The organism is Anaerotignum sp. (assembly GCF_040307045.1).
In the GTDB taxonomy this organism is placed as follows: domain Bacteria; phylum Bacillota; class Clostridia; order Lachnospirales; family Anaerotignaceae; genus Chakrabartyella.
Map to the genome: position 1 here is coordinate 132,367 of NZ_JAWRKF010000004.1, position 21,477 is coordinate 153,843.

General features: G+C 37.8%; 22 protein-coding genes and 1 tRNA gene. 7 read left to right on the forward strand and 16 right to left on the reverse strand.

What is annotated here, in order from left to right; all coding sequences use genetic code 11:
* Positions 1 to 98 precede the first annotated feature (98 nt).
* The 3 genes from ABVZ64_RS02775 to murG form a co-directional block, all read right to left on the reverse strand.
* Positions 99 to 542: a hypothetical protein gene (locus ABVZ64_RS02775; protein ID WP_352399529.1), complete on the reverse strand. Its 444-nt coding sequence runs from the start codon at positions 540 to 542 to the stop codon at positions 99 to 101.
* Positions 543 to 568: 26 nt separating this feature from the next.
* Positions 569 to 1,381: a peptidylprolyl isomerase gene (locus ABVZ64_RS02780; protein ID WP_352399530.1), complete on the reverse strand. Its 813-nt coding sequence runs from the start codon at positions 1,379 to 1,381 to the stop codon at positions 569 to 571.
* A 107-nt stretch (positions 1,382 to 1,488) separates the two neighbouring features.
* Complete coding sequence (murG, locus tag ABVZ64_RS02785) at positions 1,489 to 2,547, reverse strand: undecaprenyldiphospho-muramoylpentapeptide beta-N-acetylglucosaminyltransferase (RefSeq protein WP_352399531.1); 1,059 nt, start codon at positions 2,545 to 2,547, stop codon at positions 1,489 to 1,491.
* Positions 2,548 to 2,697: 150 nt separating this feature from the next.
* Here murG and ABVZ64_RS02790 point away from each other — a divergent pair, with 150 nt between their 5' ends.
* The 4 genes from ABVZ64_RS02790 to ABVZ64_RS02805 all read left to right on the forward strand — a co-directional run bounded on the left by ABVZ64_RS02790 (position 2,698) and on the right by ABVZ64_RS02805 (position 4,910).
* Positions 2,698 to 3,198, forward strand: a complete 501-nt coding sequence (locus tag ABVZ64_RS02790; protein ID WP_352399532.1) for a hypothetical protein — start codon at positions 2,698 to 2,700, stop codon at positions 3,196 to 3,198.
* Positions 3,199 to 3,262: 64 nt separating this feature from the next.
* Entirely contained in the window at positions 3,263 to 3,673 is a 411-nt protein-coding gene (locus ABVZ64_RS02795; protein ID WP_352399533.1) for an HIT family protein, read from the forward strand.
* A gap of 323 nt (positions 3,674 to 3,996) precedes the next feature.
* A complete protein-coding gene (locus ABVZ64_RS02800; protein ID WP_352399534.1) occupies positions 3,997 to 4,473 on the forward strand; it encodes an RNA polymerase sigma factor in 477 nt (158 codons plus the stop codon).
* On the forward strand, positions 4,470 to 4,910 hold the full coding sequence (locus ABVZ64_RS02805; protein ID WP_352399535.1) for a DUF3955 domain-containing protein: 441 nt from the start codon (positions 4,470 to 4,472) through the stop codon (positions 4,908 to 4,910). The genes ABVZ64_RS02800 and ABVZ64_RS02805 overlap by 4 nt, the downstream gene beginning before the upstream one ends.
* Positions 4,911 to 5,609: 699 nt before the next feature.
* Here ABVZ64_RS02805 and ABVZ64_RS02810 read toward each other — a convergent pair.
* Complete coding sequence (locus ABVZ64_RS02810; RefSeq protein ID WP_352399536.1) at positions 5,610 to 6,359, reverse strand: acyl-[acyl-carrier-protein] thioesterase; 750 nt, start codon at positions 6,357 to 6,359, stop codon at positions 5,610 to 5,612.
* A 19-nt stretch (positions 6,360 to 6,378) separates the two neighbouring features.
* Positions 6,379 to 7,851 carry a cardiolipin synthase gene (cls, locus tag ABVZ64_RS02815; protein WP_352399537.1) on the reverse strand — a complete coding sequence of 491 codons (1,473 nt, stop codon included), beginning with the start codon at positions 7,849 to 7,851 and terminating at the stop codon, positions 6,379 to 6,381.
* Positions 7,852 to 8,052: 201 nt separating this feature from the next.
* Between cls and ABVZ64_RS02820 the strand changes: the two genes are divergently transcribed.
* Positions 8,053 to 8,505, forward strand: a complete 453-nt coding sequence (locus ABVZ64_RS02820) for a hypothetical protein (protein WP_352399538.1) — start codon at positions 8,053 to 8,055, stop codon at positions 8,503 to 8,505.
* A 209-nt stretch (positions 8,506 to 8,714) separates the two neighbouring features.
* Here the strand turns inward: ABVZ64_RS02820 and ABVZ64_RS02825 are convergent, their stop codons facing one another.
* The 4 genes from ABVZ64_RS02825 to ABVZ64_RS02840 form a co-directional block, all read right to left on the reverse strand.
* The gene (locus ABVZ64_RS02825; protein WP_352399539.1) at positions 8,715 to 9,182 is read right to left on the reverse strand and encodes a TspO/MBR family protein; all 468 of its coding nucleotides are present in this window, start codon (positions 9,180 to 9,182) and stop codon (positions 8,715 to 8,717) included.
* 1,133 nt (positions 9,183 to 10,315) lie between these two features.
* On the reverse strand, positions 10,316 to 12,271 hold the full coding sequence (locus tag ABVZ64_RS02830; RefSeq protein ID WP_352399540.1) for a TRAP transporter permease: 1,956 nt from the start codon (positions 12,269 to 12,271) through the stop codon (positions 10,316 to 10,318).
* 92 nt (positions 12,272 to 12,363) lie between these two features.
* Positions 12,364 to 12,756, reverse strand: coding sequence for a DUF1850 domain-containing protein (locus tag ABVZ64_RS02835; protein WP_352399541.1), 393 nt, complete (start codon positions 12,754 to 12,756; stop codon positions 12,364 to 12,366).
* 114 nt (positions 12,757 to 12,870) lie between these two features.
* Complete coding sequence (locus ABVZ64_RS02840) at positions 12,871 to 13,878, reverse strand: TAXI family TRAP transporter solute-binding subunit (protein WP_352399542.1); 1,008 nt, start codon at positions 13,876 to 13,878, stop codon at positions 12,871 to 12,873.
* A gap of 408 nt (positions 13,879 to 14,286) precedes the next feature.
* Here ABVZ64_RS02840 and ABVZ64_RS02845 point away from each other — a divergent pair, with 408 nt between their 5' ends.
* Together ABVZ64_RS02845 and ABVZ64_RS02850 are read left to right on the forward strand one after the other, a co-directional pair.
* The gene (locus tag ABVZ64_RS02845; protein ID WP_352399543.1) at positions 14,287 to 15,000 is read left to right on the forward strand and encodes a M48 family metallopeptidase; all 714 of its coding nucleotides are present in this window, start codon (positions 14,287 to 14,289) and stop codon (positions 14,998 to 15,000) included.
* Positions 15,001 to 15,079: 79 nt separating this feature from the next.
* Positions 15,080 to 15,153 (forward strand) — tRNA-Met (locus ABVZ64_RS02850).
* A gap of 116 nt (positions 15,154 to 15,269) precedes the next feature.
* Here ABVZ64_RS02850 and fliJ read toward each other — a convergent pair.
* From fliJ to flgC, 7 genes are all read right to left on the reverse strand, one after another.
* On the reverse strand, positions 15,270 to 15,731 hold the full coding sequence (fliJ, locus tag ABVZ64_RS02855; RefSeq protein WP_352399544.1) for a flagellar export protein FliJ: 462 nt from the start codon (positions 15,729 to 15,731) through the stop codon (positions 15,270 to 15,272).
* Complete coding sequence (gene fliI, locus ABVZ64_RS02860; protein WP_352399545.1) at positions 15,732 to 17,033, reverse strand: flagellar protein export ATPase FliI; 1,302 nt, start codon at positions 17,031 to 17,033, stop codon at positions 15,732 to 15,734.
* Positions 17,026 to 17,892, reverse strand: coding sequence for a FliH/SctL family protein (locus tag ABVZ64_RS02865; protein WP_352399546.1), 867 nt, complete (start codon positions 17,890 to 17,892; stop codon positions 17,026 to 17,028). The genes fliI and ABVZ64_RS02865 overlap by 8 nt, the downstream gene beginning before the upstream one ends.
* Positions 17,876 to 18,886, reverse strand: a complete 1,011-nt coding sequence (gene fliG / locus ABVZ64_RS02870; RefSeq protein ID WP_352399547.1) for a flagellar motor switch protein FliG — start codon at positions 18,884 to 18,886, stop codon at positions 17,876 to 17,878. The genes ABVZ64_RS02865 and fliG overlap by 17 nt, the downstream gene beginning before the upstream one ends.
* 2 nt (positions 18,887 to 18,888) lie before the next feature.
* Positions 18,889 to 20,484, reverse strand: a complete 1,596-nt coding sequence (gene fliF, locus ABVZ64_RS02875; protein ID WP_352399548.1) for a flagellar basal-body MS-ring/collar protein FliF — start codon at positions 20,482 to 20,484, stop codon at positions 18,889 to 18,891.
* Between the two features lie 216 nt (positions 20,485 to 20,700).
* The gene (gene fliE / locus ABVZ64_RS02880) at positions 20,701 to 21,003 is read right to left on the reverse strand and encodes a flagellar hook-basal body complex protein FliE (protein WP_352399549.1); all 303 of its coding nucleotides are present in this window, start codon (positions 21,001 to 21,003) and stop codon (positions 20,701 to 20,703) included.
* A gap of 18 nt (positions 21,004 to 21,021) precedes the next feature.
* Positions 21,022 to 21,465: a flagellar basal body rod protein FlgC gene (gene flgC, locus ABVZ64_RS02885; protein WP_352399550.1), complete on the reverse strand. Its 444-nt coding sequence runs from the start codon at positions 21,463 to 21,465 to the stop codon at positions 21,022 to 21,024.
* Positions 21,466 to 21,477 lie beyond the last annotated feature (12 nt).

Consider the following 21,477-nt stretch of genomic DNA (forward strand, 5'->3'; position numbering starts at 1 on the left):
TTGAACTTTCAAAAAGCATTTGGAGACTGATTCCAATAAAAAAGTGGGGACTGCAAGCCAGGTTTTATCCCTCGTTGCAGTCCCCTTTGACTCCAAGCTTATTCTTTTTCTCCAGTTTCGGATGCTTCACCTTGAACATCATCACTAGCTTCGATTTCAACATTTGGCAATCCGTTGTCCAGAGAAAATACAGCAATTGTATTATCCTCAATTGCAACGGCATTCCATGTCTCTTCCGTACCATCTAGGAATTTCATCTGTACCTGCCACCCATCTTCTAAGTCAGGCAGAACACCGCTTAATGATACGGGCATTTCATAATTCTGTTTCCAAACCTCTTCTTGAAGTAGATTCTCAGACCAATCATAATCCTCAGTAGGACGTATTCTCAAAATCCCAACATCTTCTCCGGTTTGGTTGATAAAATCAACGGTAACACTTGCTGTTTCGCTTGCAGGCTCTTGTTTTTCTTCATTTCCACAAGCACTTACCCCAATAGTCATACCAATTAAAACTGCCCCAAGCCACAATTTCTTTTTCATCGCTTCTTCTCCTTGCCGTAAAACTATTAACCTTGTGACTCATAGTTTACAATTTCTACTTTTTCAATTATAACATCTGTCAGTGGCTTACTTGTTTTTCCATCCACCGCTACTGCTGCAATTTTGTCAACCACATCCATACCTTCAAAGACCTGGCCAAATATAGTATAAGGTTTTCCAAAGATATATTCAAGTTCCACACTACCACCATGTTCAGTATAATAATCCAGTACAGAGTCAGGAAAAATTTTGTCTAATGTATAAAATTCCTCCCCTAAAGTAATACCAATTTCTTCATTCTCATCTCTAGTTTGACGAATTGCTTCTATGCCTTGGTCTGCCACTTTATCATTTTGAACAATAAAGAATTGGCTTCCATTGGTGTTAGGACCTTTGTTGGCCATTGCCAATGCACCCCGATAAAAGTGAAGGTTAGGTGAGATTTCGTCTTCAAAATCTTCACCCCAAATACTCTCACCACCGGTGCCCGTTCCAGTAGGGTCACCACCCTGAATCATAAACCCTTCAATGACGCGGTGAAAGGTAATTCTGTCATAATAACCAGACTTTGCCAGTGACTTAAAGTTTTCCACGGCTTTTGGGGCTTCATCAGGGTAAAACTGGATCTTAACCACACCCTCAGAAGTGGTAATTACAGCAATTTCATCTCCTGCCTTGGGCATTTCTGCCTGCAAATTGGTATTTGAATCTACCAAATCGCTTCCCGTTGAAACATTGCTTTCATTTGTATCATTATTTCCGTTTGTCTCACTTTTGGAACAGCCTGTTGCAAAAAGCATCATTGCTGCCACAACAACTAACACAACGTGTTTTTTCATGCCATATCCTCCTTATTCTTTTAGCTTCGGAGTTTATTCCGTAAATCACATTTTAGCATTTTATATTTTTTCTTGACACGTGTCAATTTATTTTTCTTAAATCTTTATTAAAACTTACGAATCTGATGCAAAACACCTTGTGTTCCATCTGATAAACCGCTTTTTTCCATTTTATCAATATATTTTTTACGATTTTCATAAAGTGTATTTATATTTTCATACAAAGACTCTGCTGTCATCTCCTCCTCTGGCAAAACTCGGGCAAACCCCTGCTTTGCAAAAGAATCCGCATTTAAAATCTGGTCTCCACGGCTGGCTTTTTTAGAAAGAGGAATCAATAAGTGAGGTTTTTTTAATGCCAAAAATTCGCAAATGGAGTTGCTTCCTGCTCTAGAAACAATCAAATCTGTGGCTGCAAACAAATCAGCCAAATCAGCAGATACATACTCAAACTGCTTATACCCCTTCTGGTTCAATAGATTTTTTGCTAAATTTCCCTTTCCACAAAGGTGGATCACATCAAATTTTTTTACCACATCGGGCAGTTTCTCCCTTAGGCATTGGTTTAACTTGACTGCTCCCAGAGAGCCCCCCATCATCAAAAGAATAGGTTTTGATCCGTCAAAACCACATTTTTCAAGACCTCTCTCTCGTTTTCCTTGAAACAGTTCCTTACGTATAGGCGAACCTGTATGCACACCTTTTTTCTTAGAAATATGTTGTAATGTTTCTGGGAAGGTGGTGCAAATTATCTTTGCCCACGGCATTGCTATTTTATTGGCCAATCCCGGGGTTATATCTGATTCATGGATAATAACAGGCACGTTGTTTGCGTTTGCCCCCAAAACAACAGGCACTGCTACAAATCCCCCTTTGGAAAAAACCAAGTCTGGCCTCAACTCTTTTATTAGTTTTTTCGCCTCAGTTACCCCTTTTACAACCCGAAACATATCGCTAAAATTCTCCTTTGAAAGATAACGGCGCAGTTTCCCAGTAGGAATACTATAATACGGAATTTCTTCTGCCTCGATCAGGCTTCGTTCAATTCCTTTGTCTGAGCCGATATAAATAACTTCCCATCCTTCATCTTTTAAAAATGGTAATAATGCCAAATTGGGGGTTACATGCCCCGCAGTACCACCGCCAGTTAAAACGATTTTTTTCATGGTTTTCCCACCTTTATTCTTTCTTTTTGTTATTTATTTATAGCTTAGCAGAAATCCTTTTCTCTATCCACATATATTTTATGCCCTTTCAGGCAAGAAAACAAACTTTTTCGCATAAGATGATACAAAAAAGAAAAAGGAGCCTGACCAATGTATCCATATAACAAAAATACCAAACTGTATGAAACCTCTCTGGAAATGAAAGAAAAAGCTAAAGAAAATCAAGTTGCCACTTTAGCAGAAGATCGTCGCCTTTTAGAAATTTTGTATATGGCTCAGCAAGAGAACGCTGATTTAGCAGAACGCTTTGCATCCCTAATGACTGACGCAAGGATGGCAGATTCTGTAAACATTTTAAAAGCAATGTATTTGGATGAGCTAAAACACATGAATCAAATCAAGGAGGCTTATTATCTCATTACCAATCAAAAGGATGAGGCTATACCAAAAGGCAATCCACCCACCCTTTCTGGACAGGAGCTACTTGAAGACACTTTGCTTTTAGAAATTGATAACGGGGATTTTTATCGCACCCTGCATTTAACAATGCCCACACAAGAGCTCAGAGATATCTTCTTTGAAATATCCTCCGATAAAATGAGCCATAGCAACGCTCTGACTTATTTGTTTTCGAAATATTATTCTCGCTAATACTGGGCAAGCCTATCCTTTCGTGATATACTGATGTAAAACCATATCGAAAGGATGAACTGTCATGAGCGACTGTATTTTTTGTAAAATTATAAACGGGGATATTCCGTCTGCAACCATATATGAAAATGAAGAATTCAAAGTGATTCTAGACAGATTCCCTGCAAACGAAGGTCATGTTTTAATCCTACCAAAAAAGCATTCTGCAGATATTTTTGAAATTGATCCTGATCTGGCAGGTCGCCTTTTTGCCCTTGCAACGAAAATAGCAAAACAAATGAAATCTGTTTTAGGCTTTGAACACTTAAACGTAATGCAGAATAACGGTACAGTTGCAGGACAGACAGTATTCCATTTTCATTTGCATCTAATACCTCGCTATGAAAATGATGGCATTCGCATTGCCTATAAACCAATGGATTTAACAGATAGCCAGATTGAAGAAATGCGCAAAAAATTAGAAGCAACCATATAATTTTTGCTGCCCACTAACCAAAATAATTGGGATAGCAAAAGCTTATTGTTGCTTAGAAACGTGCCTTGCATTTGTCATCTTGGTAAAACATTTTGACAAGAAGCATAAAGAAAACATCTAATAGCGATAATTACACTAATCTGTAATTATGGCTATTTTTTGTTTCTATTTATGACAATCCTGATTTATGGCTATAACCATTACCAGGATGGAGGAATTTTACCAAATCATCAAAACGATTTATGATATATTGAAATATTTTTTCGTTTTTTTGTAACGAAATTGAAAATACAGAGTCATATGTATGAAAGCGAGGTGAAATCGTGCCAGAGTTCAACGAAATATACGACAAATACTTTAAAGATGTTTACAGATACGCCCTATGCCTGAGTAGAAATAAATTTATTGCTGAGGAAATTACCCAAGAGACTTTCTTTAAGGCATTAAAAGGTATCGAAAGCTTTGATGGTAATTGTAAATTATATGTTTGGTTATGCCAAATAGCAAAAAATACCTATTTCTCATATTTACGAAAAGAACAGCGGCTAAATCAATCTCTAGATTCAGAAAATGTTTCAAACAACGAAAACATAGAAAAACAATTTCTAACCAAGGAATCAGCCATACAAATCCATAAAGCCCTCCATAACCTACAAGAGCCATATAAAGAGGTCTTTACTTTACGCATTTTCGGGGAATTATCTTTTGCCCAAATTGGAGAAATATTTCAAAAAACCGAGAGCTGGGCAAGAATCACATACCATCGTGCAAAAATAAAATTAAAGGAGAATGCATTATGAAAATAACCTGTGAAATCATTCAGGATTTACTCCCATTATATTATGACAATGTATGCAGCGAAGATAGCCGAAAGTTGGTGGAAGATCACTTCAAAACCTGCAAAAACTGCAGACACGAACTAGAACTTATGTCGGCGGATATCTATGTAGAAAATCAAATTGAGGATATTAATGTGATTAAAAACATTTCAAAACATTGGAAAAATGATAAGCTTATCGCTTTTCTAATTGGGGTCATGGTTATTTCTGCACTATCCTGCATGGGTTGTATTGTTGCTTATCAACTGATTGGAAGTTATGTCGCTTCAGATGGAACATTGGTGGAGCCCTTCGCGCTAATCCCACTTTCATTTCTTTCTGCTTTTGTTACATTGTTGTCCATCATCTTCTTAGGCATTCTTCGACTTGTTAAGCGAAAACGGTTATCAAAAATTTAAAAAATCTTTCGAACTGGCAATGCTTTTTCACTCAAAGTACAAATCCTTGTACTTTAATTGAATCAAAAATCGACCACAGGAACCACAAAAACTTTGGGACATTCTCTTTCAAGAATGTCCTAGTTTTTTTTGGGCAACATAAACCTGAGGTGCATTTTATGAAAAAGGCAGACTGGATTGTGTTTATTATTTTTCTACTATTATATAATTTCCTGATTTTTTGTAATCAGCGCCAACATATTGATGTTTTACGTTTTCTTATAATATGCCTCTGCATTTTCCCCGCTCTTCGTTATGGTGTGCCCAAAGCAACCTTTTGCACAATTATTAGCGATGGCATACTACTATTTACTCCATTTTATAAAATTGGGGTCTATTTCTTTTGTCTTGTTCAGCTCTTTTATATTCATTTTTTTATACAAAAGAAGGCTTCGTACAATCTATTTTTCTTTTTGCTTTTTTTTCTAATCTTTCCTCTACCCGTTATAGGTACCATTTACGCACTCTTGTTTTGTGTGCATGTTACTATTGCGTTTGATCTATGGAAGCAAAAAAAGGCACAACCCTATTTTGAGCTATACCTTTTAGGTCTTTTCCTTTTCATCTGTTGCGATGTTTTTGTTGCAATGGGCTACTTTACCACACCACAGCCCACCTTGATTTGGATGTTTTATGCCCCATCTCAGCTTATTTTAGCTTTTACTGCCAAAGAGTTGCCACCTCTGCCAAAACCATTTGCCCCTTATCCGTGATAAAAGTTAAAACCTCTTTGCCGTCCTCCATATCATGGATATAGGTTTTCATAACCACTTCATCGCCTCTTACGCACTCTTTTCGATAAACAATGCGTACATCTGCCAACTGCATTTCATCGTAAATCTCATCTGGCACATCATCCATAGCCCACTCTAAATATTTCACATTATTTGCATGGCCATTGGTGTCTGTGTCTCTTCTGGTTATAAGCAGTGATCGGATGGAAGCCCTTTCATTCACATTCTCCTTAGGCATGATGAATTTCTCCCCAGGAATCGCCGATTCTTGTCCCGAATGATAACGTGCAGTCATTTCGTCAGGTATATTCGTTGGTTTTCGCTTTTCCAAATCCATAAATATCCATCTGGAAGTTCCTTTAATGATGATATCTTCCTTTTCATCCAGCACATAAAAACATCTGATGGCCTGCATTCTTCTACATTTTTCACTCCAGGTTTGGATGGTAATCTTTTCTCCTAGTTTAGGCATCCTCTCTACTTGCAGGTGCCAATTAATGATTGCCCAACCTAATTGTTTCCCCGACAAATAATCCACAGTATATCCCAAAGCGTCTGAATGATTAATTGCCACCTCCTGCAAATCGGAAAACAATGCCGCAGGTGTCATAACCATATTACCGTCTATTTGAAAATAAGAGATTTTTAGGCTCTCCTCGTAACCAAATTGCTTCACTTCAACTTCCCCCACTTCCTTAAAGCATAGGCGATATCAACCTTGCCACTGCTTCTTTCACCTTAAACCACCATTTCCTTCTATAATACCAATCCTTTGTTATTTCAACGCTGCTTTCCAAATCCCGCAAGAAATCTGCCTCCAATGATCTGGTTAATCCAGCATCAAACATAAACGCATTCACCTCGAAGTTTAAATCGAAACTTCTAACATCCATATTGGCAGTGCCCACAGATGCCACCAAACCATCTATGCATAACGTTTTTGCATGGATAAATCCTTTTTCATATTGATAGCAGCGTACGCCAGCCTCTAAAAGCTCTCCTAAATAAGACATGCTTGCCCAATACACAAAAATATGATCCGGGTTACCCGGAATAATGATACGCACATCAATGCCTGATAAGGCAGCAACCCTTAAAGCTTCAAAAATCCCATCATCGGGAACGAAATATGGTGTAGTCAGATAAATATGATCCTCCGCCTCATTCATCATCTTAAAGTACCCATTACGGATATTTTTCCATTGCGTATCAGGTCCACTAGAAACAATTTGGGTTTCGACACCATCCCATTGATCTCTCTCTGGAAAATATTTATCCTCTAGGGCTACGGCACCACTTTTTGCAGTAAAGTTCCAATCCATAATAAAGCGAATTTGCATCTGGTCAACAGCATCCCCCTCAAAACGAAGGTGTGTATCCCTCCAAGGACCATATCGTTTTACAATCCCTAAATATTCATCCCCAACATTAAATCCGCCAATATAGCCTACCTGGCCATCAATGATACATAGCTTTCTATGGTTGCGGTAATTTAGGCGCACAATAAACGGGGGCAAGAATGCCGCTGTAAAGCCTCCCGCCTCATGTAGCTTTGCAAAATATCTTTTGGGCAATGATGAATTCCCCATTCCGTCATACAAAAGGCGTACCTCTACGCCCTCTTTTGCCTTCTTAATCAGTTCTTCTAATAAGCGCCCGCCTAGCTTGTCTCCACGCCAAATATAATATTCTAAATGAATAAATTTTTTGGCTTTGCGTATATCCCGAACCAAAGCTTCAAATTTATCCCTGCCTCTACTAAATGCAGTTACCTTATTGTTGAAAGTCATCCAATTGCCAGAGTTTAAATGCAAATATGCTAAATCCGTCAAGTATTCAGCCTCAACCAATCTGCCACGGCTTTCAATCAATGCCTTTTGTCGCTGAATTTTTTCTATGGAGTGACGATCATGAAATAAATACTTAAAATATACCTTTTGATCATATTCCTCTTTTTCGCGGAACATCTTCTCCTGCTTCCCATTTTTCCCAAAAATCAAATATATCAAGAAACCGAAAATCGGTATGAAAAACAAGACTAACAACCACGCCCATGTACTTGCAGGATTTCTTCGTTCAAAAAAAACCATCAAGCTAGCGAGAAATACGTTAATCACTAAAATAACCAATGCCAAATATGCCATCACTGTAAGAACCTGTGTACTCATGAAAGACTCTCCCCTCTCCTACACCAAGTTTATTGTAGTATACTATATTCTTCCAAAAGTATGCAAGGCATGACCACTTGAAAAAAAGTGAAATTTTAACTTTTCCTACTTCCCTAAAATCGAAAACAATGTTAGAATAGAACAAGTATCAAAGCAAATACGCAAATTTGTATTTTGCGTAAAATTAAGGAGGAACTATTAGTGAACTTTTCAGATGTATTGATTATTATTCTTGTGGTGTTAGCCATCATTCTTGCCGTTTTATACTATATTAATAAAAAAAGTATGCGCAAAATGATTCAGGCACAGGACTTTATTGAAAATAACCGCACGACTGTACAAATTTTTGTCATTGACAAAAAACAAGAAAAGCCCTCTCCTTCTAATTTGCCCAAAGCCGTATATGAACAAATGCCTAAAACCACTAAAATGCGTAAAGCAAATTTGGTTCGTGCAAAAATCGGACCTCAGATTACCACACTTATTTGTGATAAACCCGTTTATAATGTGCTTCCCGTAAAAAAAAGCATCAAGGTTGATTTGGCAGGAATGTATATTATTGGTATTACAGGCATGAATTTGGAAGATAAAAAGAAAAAATCCATTACAGAAAAAATGACTGCTAGCTTAAACAGAAAATTATCTAAAAAATAACACGCAAAACAAAACCTCTTTGCCTATGGCAAAAGAGGTTTTTATTTTAAAATATAATATAACCAATTGCTTTTTAGCGCAATAACTTAAATCATGAAATTTACTTCACGAGAAAGTACTGCAAAGATACTCTTGCATTACCATTACCCCAAATTTTTCTCATTGCAAAAAAGACTCCTCTGTGTAAAAATTACGGAAACCCTCTCCTTTTAACGATTCAACCACCAAGTCCCAAAATTTAAAAATGCTGCAAAACAAAGCCATATCACATAGGGAATTTGTAATTTGGCGGCAAGGGGTGAAATCTCCCAAAAATCTTTCACCATTGCTAAAACCAAAAGCAGTAATACAATCAGCCAAACAAAGGCAAAAAACCTCCACTCGAAGGTAAAGAAAAAGAAACTCCAACAGAAATTAAATGCAAGCTGAATAAAAAATGTTTTTAAAGCTTCCTTTTTTTTAGAATCATCAGAGCAATAAACGATAGCTGCACCAATGCCCATGAGGATATAAAGAATAGTCCACACTACAGGGAAAACCCATGAAGGAGGGGATAGAGGTGGCTGGTTTAAAGCCTGGTACTGGCTCATGGCCCCCATATTCAAAAACCCCGACAATGCCCCAACGCCTAACGACAACAAAACGAAGAATAACCCAGCGACCTTTTTGTTACACATTGAACTTCCCCCTTCTATTACTTAGTAATTGTCTCATTTAGTCTATTTATATTGCATTTATAAAAATTCCATACTAAAAAAACTAGTTTTCCTCTTATTTCTGCGTCATATATTTGATTTCGAAAAAATAAACAGAGCATTAGTTATAAAAAACCTCTTGGCAGGATGAAATTCATTTACCAAAAGGTCTTATGTATATATGTCCAAATTTTCTTTGTACAAACATCGGCTATTGTCTCTATTGTTTCTATTTCTGTGCATACCCCAAGCAGCTTATCGGTGCCATTTCTAAAATTTTCTATTCAACAACAATGCTAAAACAAACAACACTTGCCGTTATGCAGAAATTACGGCAAGCCACCGCAAACTCCTGGCGCAACAACTCGTTTCATTTTCTTCTTGTTTCTCCAACCATGGTAGACTCATCCATGTCTATATAAACGAGAAACTCATCTCCTTTCACATAGGCAACGACATCTCCTTTCGATACCTTTTTCAATATATTCCTTGGACCTCTTTCATCACAAAATGTCCAAAGCCATACCCAAATTAGTAATTTACGTTTGCAAAACCATCTACTCCTATCGTCAATTATTCTGATATGTCATCTTACCCGTTTTCTTTTTCCATTTGCTCTCAACACCATTGCATTCTATTTATTTTCAAAAGCAAAATAGGGATATGAATCATAGTCCCAATGGGCACTACCACCAAAGTGGTTTATGCTCATTGTTGCCCTAGATGCCACCTTAAGTTCTTGGGATTCTTTATGGAATAAATAGTAAAAATTATAGAAAAAATAAGTGGCAACTATGGCAATCCCACTATACCTAATAACCCTTGGTGCACAATGAGTTCCTATTTTCATCTAGCCCCACTACGTCCCTCTGTTAACTGTTCCACCCACCAAAAACAGCATATATATGGATTTTATCAAATTTCTATATAAAAAAGATAAAATAATTTTTATTTTGTTTTTATTTAATTGTATAAAAGATTTTTATTATCAATCGCCAAATTACTATACCATTTATCTCGATCCATTATCTGCTGATTTTTTGCTCCTAAATTTTTTGCTCCTAATTCATAAAAAAAGCGAGTAGCATTGCTACTCGCTAAAATATTTATACCTTTTATGCCACCGCCTTAGCTCCTTTGCGGTTTGCTAGTAGCTGACATGCTACGATTGCTGCAAACGCTGTAACACCGATTACGTCTGTGGCCATACTTGGGTGTATGGACATCAAGCCGCATGCAATACAAATAATACGAACAATAGGCTTTAGATCTCTAAACATATACCCAATCATACCTGCTGAAATGGAGAACATTCCAATAAAGGAAGTAATAACAACCTGAATTACCTGTAATGGTGTTGTATTAATAAACAACAATGCTTCGTTGTAAGCAAATATATAAGGAATTATAAATGCTGCAATTGCAAGCATCGTTGCATTAAAAGCAGTTTTCATAGGATTGGCACCTGCGATTGCAGAACCTGCATATGCCGCTAACGCAACAGGAGGTGTAATATCAGCCACGATACCAAAATAGAAAACAAACATATTGGCAGCAATAATATCCATATTCATACCTGTAATCAAAATAGGCGCACAGGTTGTTGCCATAATAATGTAATTTGCTGTCGTAGGCACACCCATACCCAGAATGATACAGCACACCATTGTCAGCATTAATGCAATGATTAAGTTATTCCCCGCTATAGAAACAATACCAGAAATAAAAATCTGCCCTAATCCTGTCATACTAACAACGCCAGCAATAATACCCGCCATACCGCAAGCAGCAGCAACGGAAAGGGTTCCTTTACCACCATTTTCCAATGCTGTGAAAAACCCATCTACGGTCATACGGTTCTCTTTGTTAAACATACTTACAGCAATTGCCACCAAGGTTGCAAAAATTGCAGATCGAGACATTGTATACCCATCAATGATCATATACACTAATACTACCAAAGGCAATAACAAGTATATATTCTTGAATAGATGGCTAAATTTAGGTAGTTCATCTTTGGGAATGCCCATTAATTTTAATTTTTTAGCTTTGAAATGAACCATTAGAAAAATCCCTGAGAAATACAAGAAAGCCGGCAAAATAGCCTTTTGAATGATACTTGCATATTCTACGCCACACATTTCCGCCATCAAAAATGCTGCGGCTCCCATAATAGGTGGCATAATCTGCCCACCGGTTGATGCTGCCGCCTCAACTGCACCAGCAAACTCAGCAGGATAACCAGTCTTTTTCATCATAGGAATAGTTACACTACCCGTTGTAACTGTATTGCCGACAGAGCTACCAGACACCATGCCACATAGTGCGCTAGAAATAACAGCGACCTTTGCGGGCCCCCCTGAGCTGGCTCCGGCAACGGAGTTAGCACATTGGATAAAGAAGTTGGATATACCCGTAGCCTCTAAGAAAGCCCCAAAAATAATAAATAACACGATAAAAGTAGAACATACACCAATAGGTACCCCAATTACACCAGTTGTAGTATAAAACAAATTGTAAATAATTCGTCTAAGGGGTAGTCCCGTGGAAAATGCATAAATTACAAATGCAGTTGCAACTACAATAATTGGAATACCTGTCACACGGCGGCAGGCTTCTGTTAATACCAGAATTCCAATAATGCCCACAACAACTTCAACTTGACCAATTCTCGTTGCCTTTTGAATAATCTCGTTAAAATTCACAACGTAGTAGAAAAAGCTGGCTGATCCAGCGATTCCCAAAATCCAATCATACCAAGGTATAAAATTGGTTTTGTGAGTCACACCTTTTCTTCTGGGATAAATAGTAAATACCAATAAGATTACCATTCCCAAGAATAAGCATCGTCTGATTTGCTCTCCCCATGTTGAAAATAGGTTCATATATATCATAAATAAGGCGAAACCAATTAACATACAACGTACAATCACTTTTGGCATTCCTTCAAAATGGCGTGTATTTGCTTCTCTATCATACTTCTTCATAACAGCTTCTAAATCCGCACCATTTTCTTCTGCATGCATAGCCGTTGTGTTTTCTAAGGAATCTTCAGCTTTCTTCTTAAACACCCGTTTTCCTCCTCCTCTTATCAATCTGTGAACCAAAGTTTTTCTCTAAGCATCTATTACATTACTCAAAATTGTCAAAAATCTCCCCTATGTTACTTCTTTCCCCTTTCATAGCTGAAGGAGACGAACCTATCTTTGCCACATAATTGGCGCAGACTGACTTCCTCTCCATTTATCCGTAATATATGGTCATATACAGGGCTAACATTGTATGAAAGATCCGAAATCGGCTTATGAAACCCCGAAATAATCATAGACCCATCATCCCCATAAGTTAATGTCTGTCCCTCACCCAACTCTGTTTGTACCCCTGCTCCAAAGTTATAATATACTGTCTCATATACAACTATCTCACCATCGTCAATTCGGTATCTATCCTCTACTGTAGATTTATTGACAGAATGTATGAATCGCACAGAAAATTCCCCGCCTTCTTCCATGGGGTAACTTGCGAGAATCTTGCCTGTTCTCCCGTTCCGCAACATCAGGCAATCTCCTGTATGGTTCATATGAAAAATAGTAGTTGCAATAATAACCATTATTATTGCAACCACTATGACAACTACCTGTTTGTAGGTTAAACTGATGTAATCCAACAATTAGCTAAGAACACCAATTTCTTTGAAGTACTTCTCAGCACCGGGGTGGAAAGGAACGGAAATACCCTGTACTGCTGCGTTTGCGTCCAACTCTGCAAACTTTGCGTTGCTGTTTGCAAGGGCATCTTTATTGTCAAAGAGTGCTTTAGTCAACTCATAAACAGTATCTTCTGTTAATTCGTTACCGGCAATTAAGGTTGCACGTACGCTTAAAGTTTGAACATCATCAGGTACACAAGAGTAAGTTCCCCCTGGAATAATTGTCTTTGTATAGAAAGGATATTCTGCCATCAAAGTCTCTGCATGTTCATCATCAATGGCCAATAAATTAATATCTTTGGAAATTGCTAAGTCTACAACTGCAGTTGTAGGTGCACCAGCTGTAATAAATGCAGCATCAATCTTTCCATCTTTAATGGAATCTGCCGCATCACCAAAGCTACCGTTTACTTTGTTGATATCTTTATTTATGTCAATGCCATAAGCAGCTAAAATCTGTGTCGCATTAAATTCAACACCACTACCTGCATCACCAACATTTACTGTCTTGCCTTTTAAATCGGCAATACTGGTGATGCCGGGCCCAGCAATAATTTGGCATGTTTCATCATAGATACCAGCAACTGCTGAGAAAGTATCAAAGGAACCATCTGATTGGAAAAGGTCTGTACCGTTAAATGCATAATACATTACGTCATTCTGGACAATTGCAATGTCGGAAATCTTTTCGTCAATATCTAAAATATTTGCTTTGGATGCACCTGTAGAAACAACCTTCAGGCTTACGTTTTCCATGGCATTGTTAAGAACTGTGGACATTGTGCCACCAACTGCGTAGTATGTACCCGTTGTGCCACCAGTACCTAACGTTAATTGTGCTGCACTTCCCGAATTGCCCTCTGCACCGCCAGCAGCCTGATCGTCGCTGCTGTTTCCACCACCACAACCCGTAAAAGCCATCATTGCAGTCACAGCCAAAGCTGTTAATGTTGCCAGTCTCTTTTTCATTTGCTCATCTCCTTATTTTTTGTTTATGCCTTTATGCAAGTAATTACATTTATATTCAAAACTTATTTTACCATATGTCAATGCATAATACAATGCAAAATTCATAGTTTTATAACTTATCCCTGTATCTAATTAATTTTTTTAATGCTTTATTCGACTTTAATGATTTTATTATTTAAATTTTTAATTAATTCGCATGCGAAAATGAATATATCACTCAAAGGTGTAACATATTGTTTTTTTCATTTTTTACTATATATGAATTTTTTTTATTGTTTTTATTCCTTAACCATTTATTTATGAATATATAAATATTTAATGCATAAATTGAATAAATTTCCAACTCTGGACAATTCTATTTTATATGTGTAAAATATAAAATAGAATTTACTATGAAGGAGCGTTTTCATGTCAACACACACAATTCAATATGAAGGCATCGAATTAGAATTTGAACTAATTCGTAAAGATGTTAAATATATTAACCTCCGTGTGAACAAGCATGGAAAAGTAGTAGTCTCAGCCTCAAAAAAAGTACCTCTTACTGTAATCCAAGATTTTGTGGAATCAAAGTCCCTTTGGATCATTACCCACTTGGCTGAGATCGAAAAGTTACGCCAAAATTTACCGCCAACAGGATTTTATGAAGGCAAAACCCTTTACTACCTCGGAAAACCATATCAGTTGGTCTTATCAAAGGGTTCCTCCCATATAGAAATCCAGGATGACAAAATTCAAATGACAAGCAACAGCACCACAGAAAATGCATTGCGTGATGAATATCTACTTTGGCTAAAACAGCAAGCATACCTAAAATTTGAAAAAGTAATGGATCATATTTACCCTTTGGTTGCGCCCTACGGCATTAAGCGTCCCACAATTCAAGTTAGAAATATGAAAACTCTTTGGGGGAGTTGCACCACTGAGGGAAACACCATTCGCTTAAATTTACAATTGATGAAATCCTCTGAAGATTGTATCGAACAGGTTGTTTTGCATGAGCTTGCCCACTTCTTGCATAAGAACCACAGCGAGGAGTTTTATGCTTTTTTAAGTGCACGAATGCCGGATTGGAAAGACAGAAAAGGTAAGTTAGAGTCGAAATTTAAAGATGGGGTGTGAAATTTGCGACAATGTTTTATTGACAAACCTATCTAAAAGGTCTATAATAGAACATATCGTTTGATATATTTTATTTTATCGCGGAGTGGAGCAGTCCGGTAGCTCGTCGGGCTCATAACCCGAAGGTCGTCAGTTCAAATCTGGCCTCCGCAATTTTACCTCCTATTTTCTAGGAGGTTTTTTATTACAAACAACAATGTTAAAAATCCCCTTTCCACTGATGTGAAAGGGGGTTTTTTATATATGTTTTTAGTTTAAACTATTCCTCATCACAAATTTCTGGAAACAAACTCTTCTATGTACAACTCTTCACTTTTTTGCACTTCTTTATTATAAACCTCCAGTTTTTTTTCCTTTAGTTTTTCTAACGTTGAAGTTTCAACCTTAATCTCTACCACTTCTGCTCGTTTTAACTCTTCCTTATGCTTAAGCTCCTCCAAATAGCGTTTTGCTTGCTGTATTTCAATCTCAAGCTTATACAAAAATCCAGAATATTCCATAGCGTCAATAATGGCGATACCCGCTATCTTTTTTGCATTAAATTCATGATTAACGCCCTTAAACTTTTCTAAAAGGTTGTTAATTTTATCATTTTGATCATTGACCATTGCAACTATTTTTGCATGCTCAGCCTTCTTACTGTCTAAGCGTTGATTTTTAAAATTCATTACCGACTCAAGCTGAAAACTAAACTTTTTCATTTTATCACCCACATAATAAATCGCCAGCATTTACTTTAAAATTTCCTCCATCTGCTTCAGTGTTTGTTCAAAGGAAATTTTCTCATCTACACCCTGCTTTAAAAACCCATTGATTTTATCAATCTTAGAAACAGCAAAATCCAACTTTGGGTTTGTACCATGCTTATAGGCACCAATAGAGATCAAGTCCTCGTTCTTTTCATAAATGCTAAGGATATCCCTTAATCGGGATGCCAAAGAAAGGTGGTGCTGCTCTGCAATAGAACTCATTAGTCTTGATATACTTGCGTTTACATCAATTGCAGGAAAATGATTGCTATTGGCCAACTTTCTGGACAACACAATGTGTCCATCAATAATACCTCTTACTGTATCTGCGATAGGATCATTGGTATCATCTCCTTCAACAAGTACAGTGTAGATGCCAGTAATAGAGCCTTCCTTAAAATTACCTGTTCGTTCCAGTAGTTTTGGCATCTCCGCATAAATCGATGGTGTGTATCCCCTAGCAATTGGTGGCTCACCGATAGCTAGTCCAATCTCTCGCTGTGCCATAGCAAATCGCGTTAGGGAGTCCATCATTAAAAGAACGTCCTTTCCTTGATTCTTAAAATATTCGGCAATGGCTGTGGCCACCAAAGGACATTTCATACGCAGCATGGCGGACTGATCTGAGGTTGCAACGACTAAAACTGAACGTTTTAGCCCTTCCTCACCCAAGTCACGTTCAATAAATTCACGCACTTCTCGTCCTCTTTCTCCCACCAGTGCTATGACGTTTATATCTGTTTTAACGTTTTTTGCAATCATACCTAGCAAGGTACTCTTACCTACACCACTACCTGCAAAAATGCCCATTCTCTGTCCCTTGCCAATGGAAAGCAACCCATCAATAGCCCTTACTCCAAACTCCATTTTCTCTTGGATTGGCGGCCTGGTCAGTGGGTTTGTAGCAATACTATCCACCGAAAAAAATTGATTTGTCTTTATTTCGCCTAAGCCGTCCATCGGCCTTCCCATAGCGTCAATGATCCTGCCTTGCAAAAAATCCCCTACTGGTATTTTTAAGCACTCATTTGTATTTTTTACAAAGGTACCTGCGGAAACCCCCTTGATGCTTTCATAAGGCATTAAAAGAATTCGATCATCCCGAAAGCCAACGGTTTCAGCCATGATTTGTCTTTTCTCATTTTCGTTATAGATCATACTGATTTCGCCAATACTGGCTTTTCTGCCGGATGCTTCGATTGCCATTCCAACAATATTTTCAATTTTCCCGATATGGCTAATGGTATTTGTGCGTTTGATAACATCCACCAATTCATTAAACAATGTTATTCCCTCCGAGAGTACCAACGCTCTTCATAATCCCCCTGATATTTTCCAACTGGGTGTTTGCACTAGCATCAATAATTTGATCTGGCAGTTCAATAATACAAGTTCCTGGTGCTGAATCCTCCATAACGACAACCTTGATATGTTCTGACAAATGAGAAATTGCATCCAGCAAATCGGCATTGGATTCAATAATTAATGATGAATCACTTTTCGAAATATAAATTTTTGCCCATTCTTTATACTTCATTTTGTTTGTTGCTGTCACTATCATCTTTTTAATAATTTCACCGCTGGTTTTTAAGCTCACTTGAATCACCTTCTCGGCAATCACCAGCACCAATTCCTTTAATTCATCAATGTTTTGAGAAATTAAAGCTTCTTTTTCTGCTTCAAAAGTCTGGATAATATCCCTTACTTTGATGAGGAAAATTGCTGTATCTTCATCCATCTTTGCTTTATGCTCTGCATAGGCTTTTTCAAAACCATCTTGATAGCCTTCTCTAGATGCTTGGTCGAAGGCGTTTACCCTTATTTCCTCTGCATCATCCAAGGCCTCTTTTAGTATGTCTTCCGCTTTTCTTCGCGCCTCATGAATGATTCTCTTTTCTTTTTCCCTAAGCTCCTCTTCCCTTTTTTCCATTTCCTTTAAAAGCAGTTTATCCTCTAGTAGTTCTGTTGGGAATTCTTCTTCTGGTTCTTCCTTTTCAGCTTCTATTAATACTTCAGTTTCAAACTCCGGAAGAACAATTTCACAACCAGCTTCACATGAATGGCTCTTTTCCTCAACATCGGCTCCGAATTGTGCAAAAGCAAAAGAGCCCACCGTTGATCCTTCCTTATGCAATAATATCATCCTTTCCACCCTTAGAAACGATAATCTGGCCTGCATCCTCAAGCTTTCTAACTACGCTCACAATCCTCTGCTGTGCGTCTTCAACATCTCTAACACGAACGTTCGTTGTTATTTCAAGTTCAGACTTAATGGTTTCTGTCATACGAGCAGACATGTTTGCAAAAATAACACTTGCAACCTCGCTCTGCGCACCCTTAAGGGCATAAACCAAGTCTTTTTGATCAACCTCACGGATAACACGCTGAATAGAAAGATTGTCCATCCCCACAATATCTTCGAACACAAACATCTTTTTACGAATCTCTTCAACAAGTTCAACATCTTTCTTACTAAGTTCATCAAAAATATATTTCTCATCACTTCTGTCTACATAGTTCATTACTTCGGCAATATAATCAATACCACCAATCTTCGTATAATCTGTTGTCATCACAGACGATAGCTTTTTCTCCACTTCCCTCTCAACTATTCTCATGGCCTCAGGCGCTGCGCTATCCATACGGGCGATTGCCTCTACTACACTAATCTTTCTTTGTTCCGGCAGTCCTGCAATAATGTTTGCAGCCCGATCTGAATCCATGTAGGAAAGAACCAACGCTATGGTTTGTGGTCTTTCATTGCTTAAGATGGAGAAGATAGACAAATCATCATACTTGCTTAAGAAAGAGAACACTCTGGATTTTAAGGTTCTTTCAACCTTTCCTAGTAAATTGTTTGCCACATCCTCACCAAAAGCTTTTTCTAAAACACTTCTGGCGTACTCCATACCACCTTCTGTAACTACTTTCTGAAGCATACAATTTTTATAAAACTCATCAAGAATACTCTCTGTGACCTCTGCTGGTAAAAAGCCTAGCTTTGCAACCTCAATGGTCAACCTTTGAACTTCTTCTTCCGTTAAATATTTATACACTTGTGCTGCTTTTTCTGCACCAAGGGAGATAACAACCGCAGCGGCCTTCTGTTCTGGCGTCACTAAATTTTCTTTTGCCACTTTTACTCTCCCCCTCTTAGCCAAGTTCTAATAAGCTGTGCCGAAATTTCAGGATTATCTCCAGCCAGGTCACGAACTTTATTTTTTAGCTCTAGCCCTTTTTCATTTGATAAGTTCAAAATTTGGTTCTCAGCATCTTCTTGTTGCCTCTGTTTCAACTGTTTTAAATATGCATCTGGCGAAATGGATGGTTCTCTGGTTACTTCGATGGAACTCATCTGCTTTTTCTTCTTTTTCCTTTTTGATACAATGAGAATGACGAATACTAAAATGATGAGTAGAACCCCTGTTGCGATGGCTCCAATAATAATCCAATTATTCTTACCCAAATCATCAAGGGTTGAAGGCATAGAATTGCCTTCAAAAAAAGGCGCGGCAACAATGGCAATTTTTTCATCTTGGTTATCCTTTGTAATCCCAGCTGCATTACCTACCAGCCCCTTCAGATCCCTCTCAGAAAGGTTGCCCGTAGTTTCACTATTAATAGCTACGGAGATAGAAATATCTTGAATACTACCAGAATCTATTTGGGCTTGCTCCGTAAGTTGATTAACTAAATAATCAATATTGTTCTCTTGTTTATAATATGTTTCACTGCCATCTCGTTCTACTTGAGAGTAGGTAGGAACTTCCGCATTAGACTGGGTTCCTGGAACACCACCTGCCGCTTCTCCATCTTTTACTATTTCAACACCGCTTGACTCTGTGCCGGGAATCCCCTTATCAGAATTTTCAATAGGAGTTTCATGGTTTATGATTTCTCGAATCTTTTTGTCTACATCAACTGTTGTTCTAACAGAAACTTTTACATTATCTGCGCCATAAATAGGGCTTAGCACATTGAGAACTTTAGCCCGAATGGCGTCATCCATATGCTTTTCAAACTCAAGTTTCAGCTTATTGGCGCCTTCTGAAATGCTATCAGTGCTTGCTGAAACATCATTTCCATTTCCATCTAACACTGCAACATCTGTCATCTCCATAGAAGGAATACTTTTCGCCACCAACCTCTGGATACCTTTCACCTGCTCTATTGTGGGTGACCCACCATCCTGCATGATTACAACAACAGACGCCTGTGCTTCTTGCACACTCTTATCGTTTAGAACATATTTTTTGTCTTCAGCTAGGGCAATTGTGACCTTTGCATCTTTTACACCTTGAAACAGGCGAATGGTGGCGCCCATTCTATTTTGTAGTTCAAATAATTTATAGCTATTTTTTTCAAAGTCAGTGGTTGTCATCCCAATGTTATCTTTAAACACGTCATATGTAAAACCACTTTTAGGATATCCTTCATAAACAAGCTGAGCCTTTAGCTTTTCTTCCTGATCCTTGGGTACCGATATAACCCCATCATTCCCATACTTATACTCAACGCCCATGCCCTGCAATTTTTCCATAATCTCACTTGCTTCTTGCTGATTTAAACCACTAAAAAGTGTTTCGTATGGTTTATTATTCAAAAAAACTGCAATACCTATGGAAAAAAGAATTACTAGACACGCCCCGCCTAGCACCATTTTTCTCATTTTCGGATTAATCTTTCCAATTATTTCTTTGCCTTTTTGAAACAATTCTTTCATTTTCGCATTCAAACTGGTACCCCTCTTACTCTATATTTTTCTAATAACTAAGCCTTTAACAAATCCCAACCATAAGTTAAACTTTATTGTCCAATCTGTGAAAAATAACGGATTTGCTAGCATTTGATGACACCTCATTTTTCGTAAAAACTTGTCCCTGCTACCGTATTTACTGCGGTTTCATCCTACCTTAAAAAAAGGCCAGAGATTAAATGCCATATGCAACAATTAGAGGCTAATTCTCATTAATTCATTATAAGATTCTAGCGCTTTATTTCTCAAAGTAACCAATAAATCCACAGAAATTTGAGCCTTGGTTGCAGCAATTCCCAATGAATGAGTATCCTCATTCTGGCCACTAGCAAACAAATATTGTTCCTTCGCCAAATTATTTTCACTTTCAACTACATTTGTAACTGCCTCTGAAAAAATATTTCTAAAATCGTATTGGTTGGTCTTCATTTTACTGCTAGCATTTGTTTGATCAAGTAACTGCATTGGTTCCAACCGATTAAGTGGTGTCATTGACATATGTTTTCCTCCAAATTATTATCTTCCAACCTCAAGTCCCTTTGTAGCCATAGCCTTCATTGCATTAAACGCCGTCACATTGGCATCATATGCCCTAGATGCTTCCATCCCATCAATGGTTTCCTTAAGTAAATCCACATTCGGCATCATGACATAACCATTTTCATCTGCATCTGGATGGGTAGGATCATATACCGACTTAAAAGGGCTTTCGTCTTCAATAATTTCACTTACAATAACCCCTTGCTGACTTGAATACTTGCCCCTAGCTGTACGACTAAAAATTTCCTGAAAACCACCTTGATTTCTAGGCTCAAACACCACCATACGCCTTCTATATGGGTCTCCACTTTCTGTTCTGGTGGTATTGGCATTTGATATATTTTCCGCAGTAACATCTAGCCTAGCCCTCTGCGCTGTCAACCCTGACGCACTAATATTCATCCCATTCAAAAAAGCCACAAATACCCCTCC

Excerpts from the sequence above, each read along its gene's own strand:
- murG (WP_352399531.1), bottom strand. The coding sequence starts at position 2,547 with ATGAAAAAAATCGTTTTAACTGGCGGTGGTACTGCGGGGCATGTAACC.
- ABVZ64_RS02805 (WP_352399535.1), top strand. The coding sequence starts at position 4,470 with ATGAAAATAACCTGTGAAATCATTCAGGATTTACTCCCATTATATTAT.
- fliE (WP_352399549.1), bottom strand. The coding sequence starts at position 21,003 with ATGTCAATGACACCACTTAATCGGTTGGAACCAATGCAGTTACTTGAT.
- ABVZ64_RS02795 (WP_352399533.1), top strand. The coding sequence starts at position 3,263 with ATGAGCGACTGTATTTTTTGTAAAATTATAAACGGGGATATTCCGTCT.
- ABVZ64_RS02780 (WP_352399530.1), bottom strand. The coding sequence starts at position 1,381 with ATGAAAAAACACGTTGTGTTAGTTGTTGTGGCAGCAATGATGCTTTTT.
- cls (WP_352399537.1), bottom strand. The coding sequence starts at position 7,851 with ATGAGTACACAGGTTCTTACAGTGATGGCATATTTGGCATTGGTTATT.
- ABVZ64_RS02865 (WP_352399546.1), bottom strand. The coding sequence starts at position 17,892 with ATGATATTATTGCATAAGGAAGGATCAACGGTGGGCTCTTTTGCTTTT.
- ABVZ64_RS02845 (WP_352399543.1), top strand. The coding sequence starts at position 14,287 with ATGTCAACACACACAATTCAATATGAAGGCATCGAATTAGAATTTGAA.
- ABVZ64_RS02775 (WP_352399529.1), bottom strand. The coding sequence starts at position 542 with ATGAAAAAGAAATTGTGGCTTGGGGCAGTTTTAATTGGTATGACTATT.
- ABVZ64_RS02840 (WP_352399542.1), bottom strand. The coding sequence starts at position 13,878 with ATGAAAAAGAGACTGGCAACATTAACAGCTTTGGCTGTGACTGCAATG.
- fliJ (WP_352399544.1), bottom strand. The coding sequence starts at position 15,731 with ATGCTGGCGATTTATTATGTGGGTGATAAAATGAAAAAGTTTAGTTTT.
- ABVZ64_RS02825 (WP_352399539.1), bottom strand. The coding sequence starts at position 9,182 with ATGTGTAACAAAAAGGTCGCTGGGTTATTCTTCGTTTTGTTGTCGTTA.
- ABVZ64_RS02790 (WP_352399532.1), top strand. The coding sequence starts at position 2,698 with ATGTATCCATATAACAAAAATACCAAACTGTATGAAACCTCTCTGGAA.
- ABVZ64_RS02835 (WP_352399541.1), bottom strand. The coding sequence starts at position 12,756 with ATGTTGCGGAACGGGAGAACAGGCAAGATTCTCGCAAGTTACCCCATG.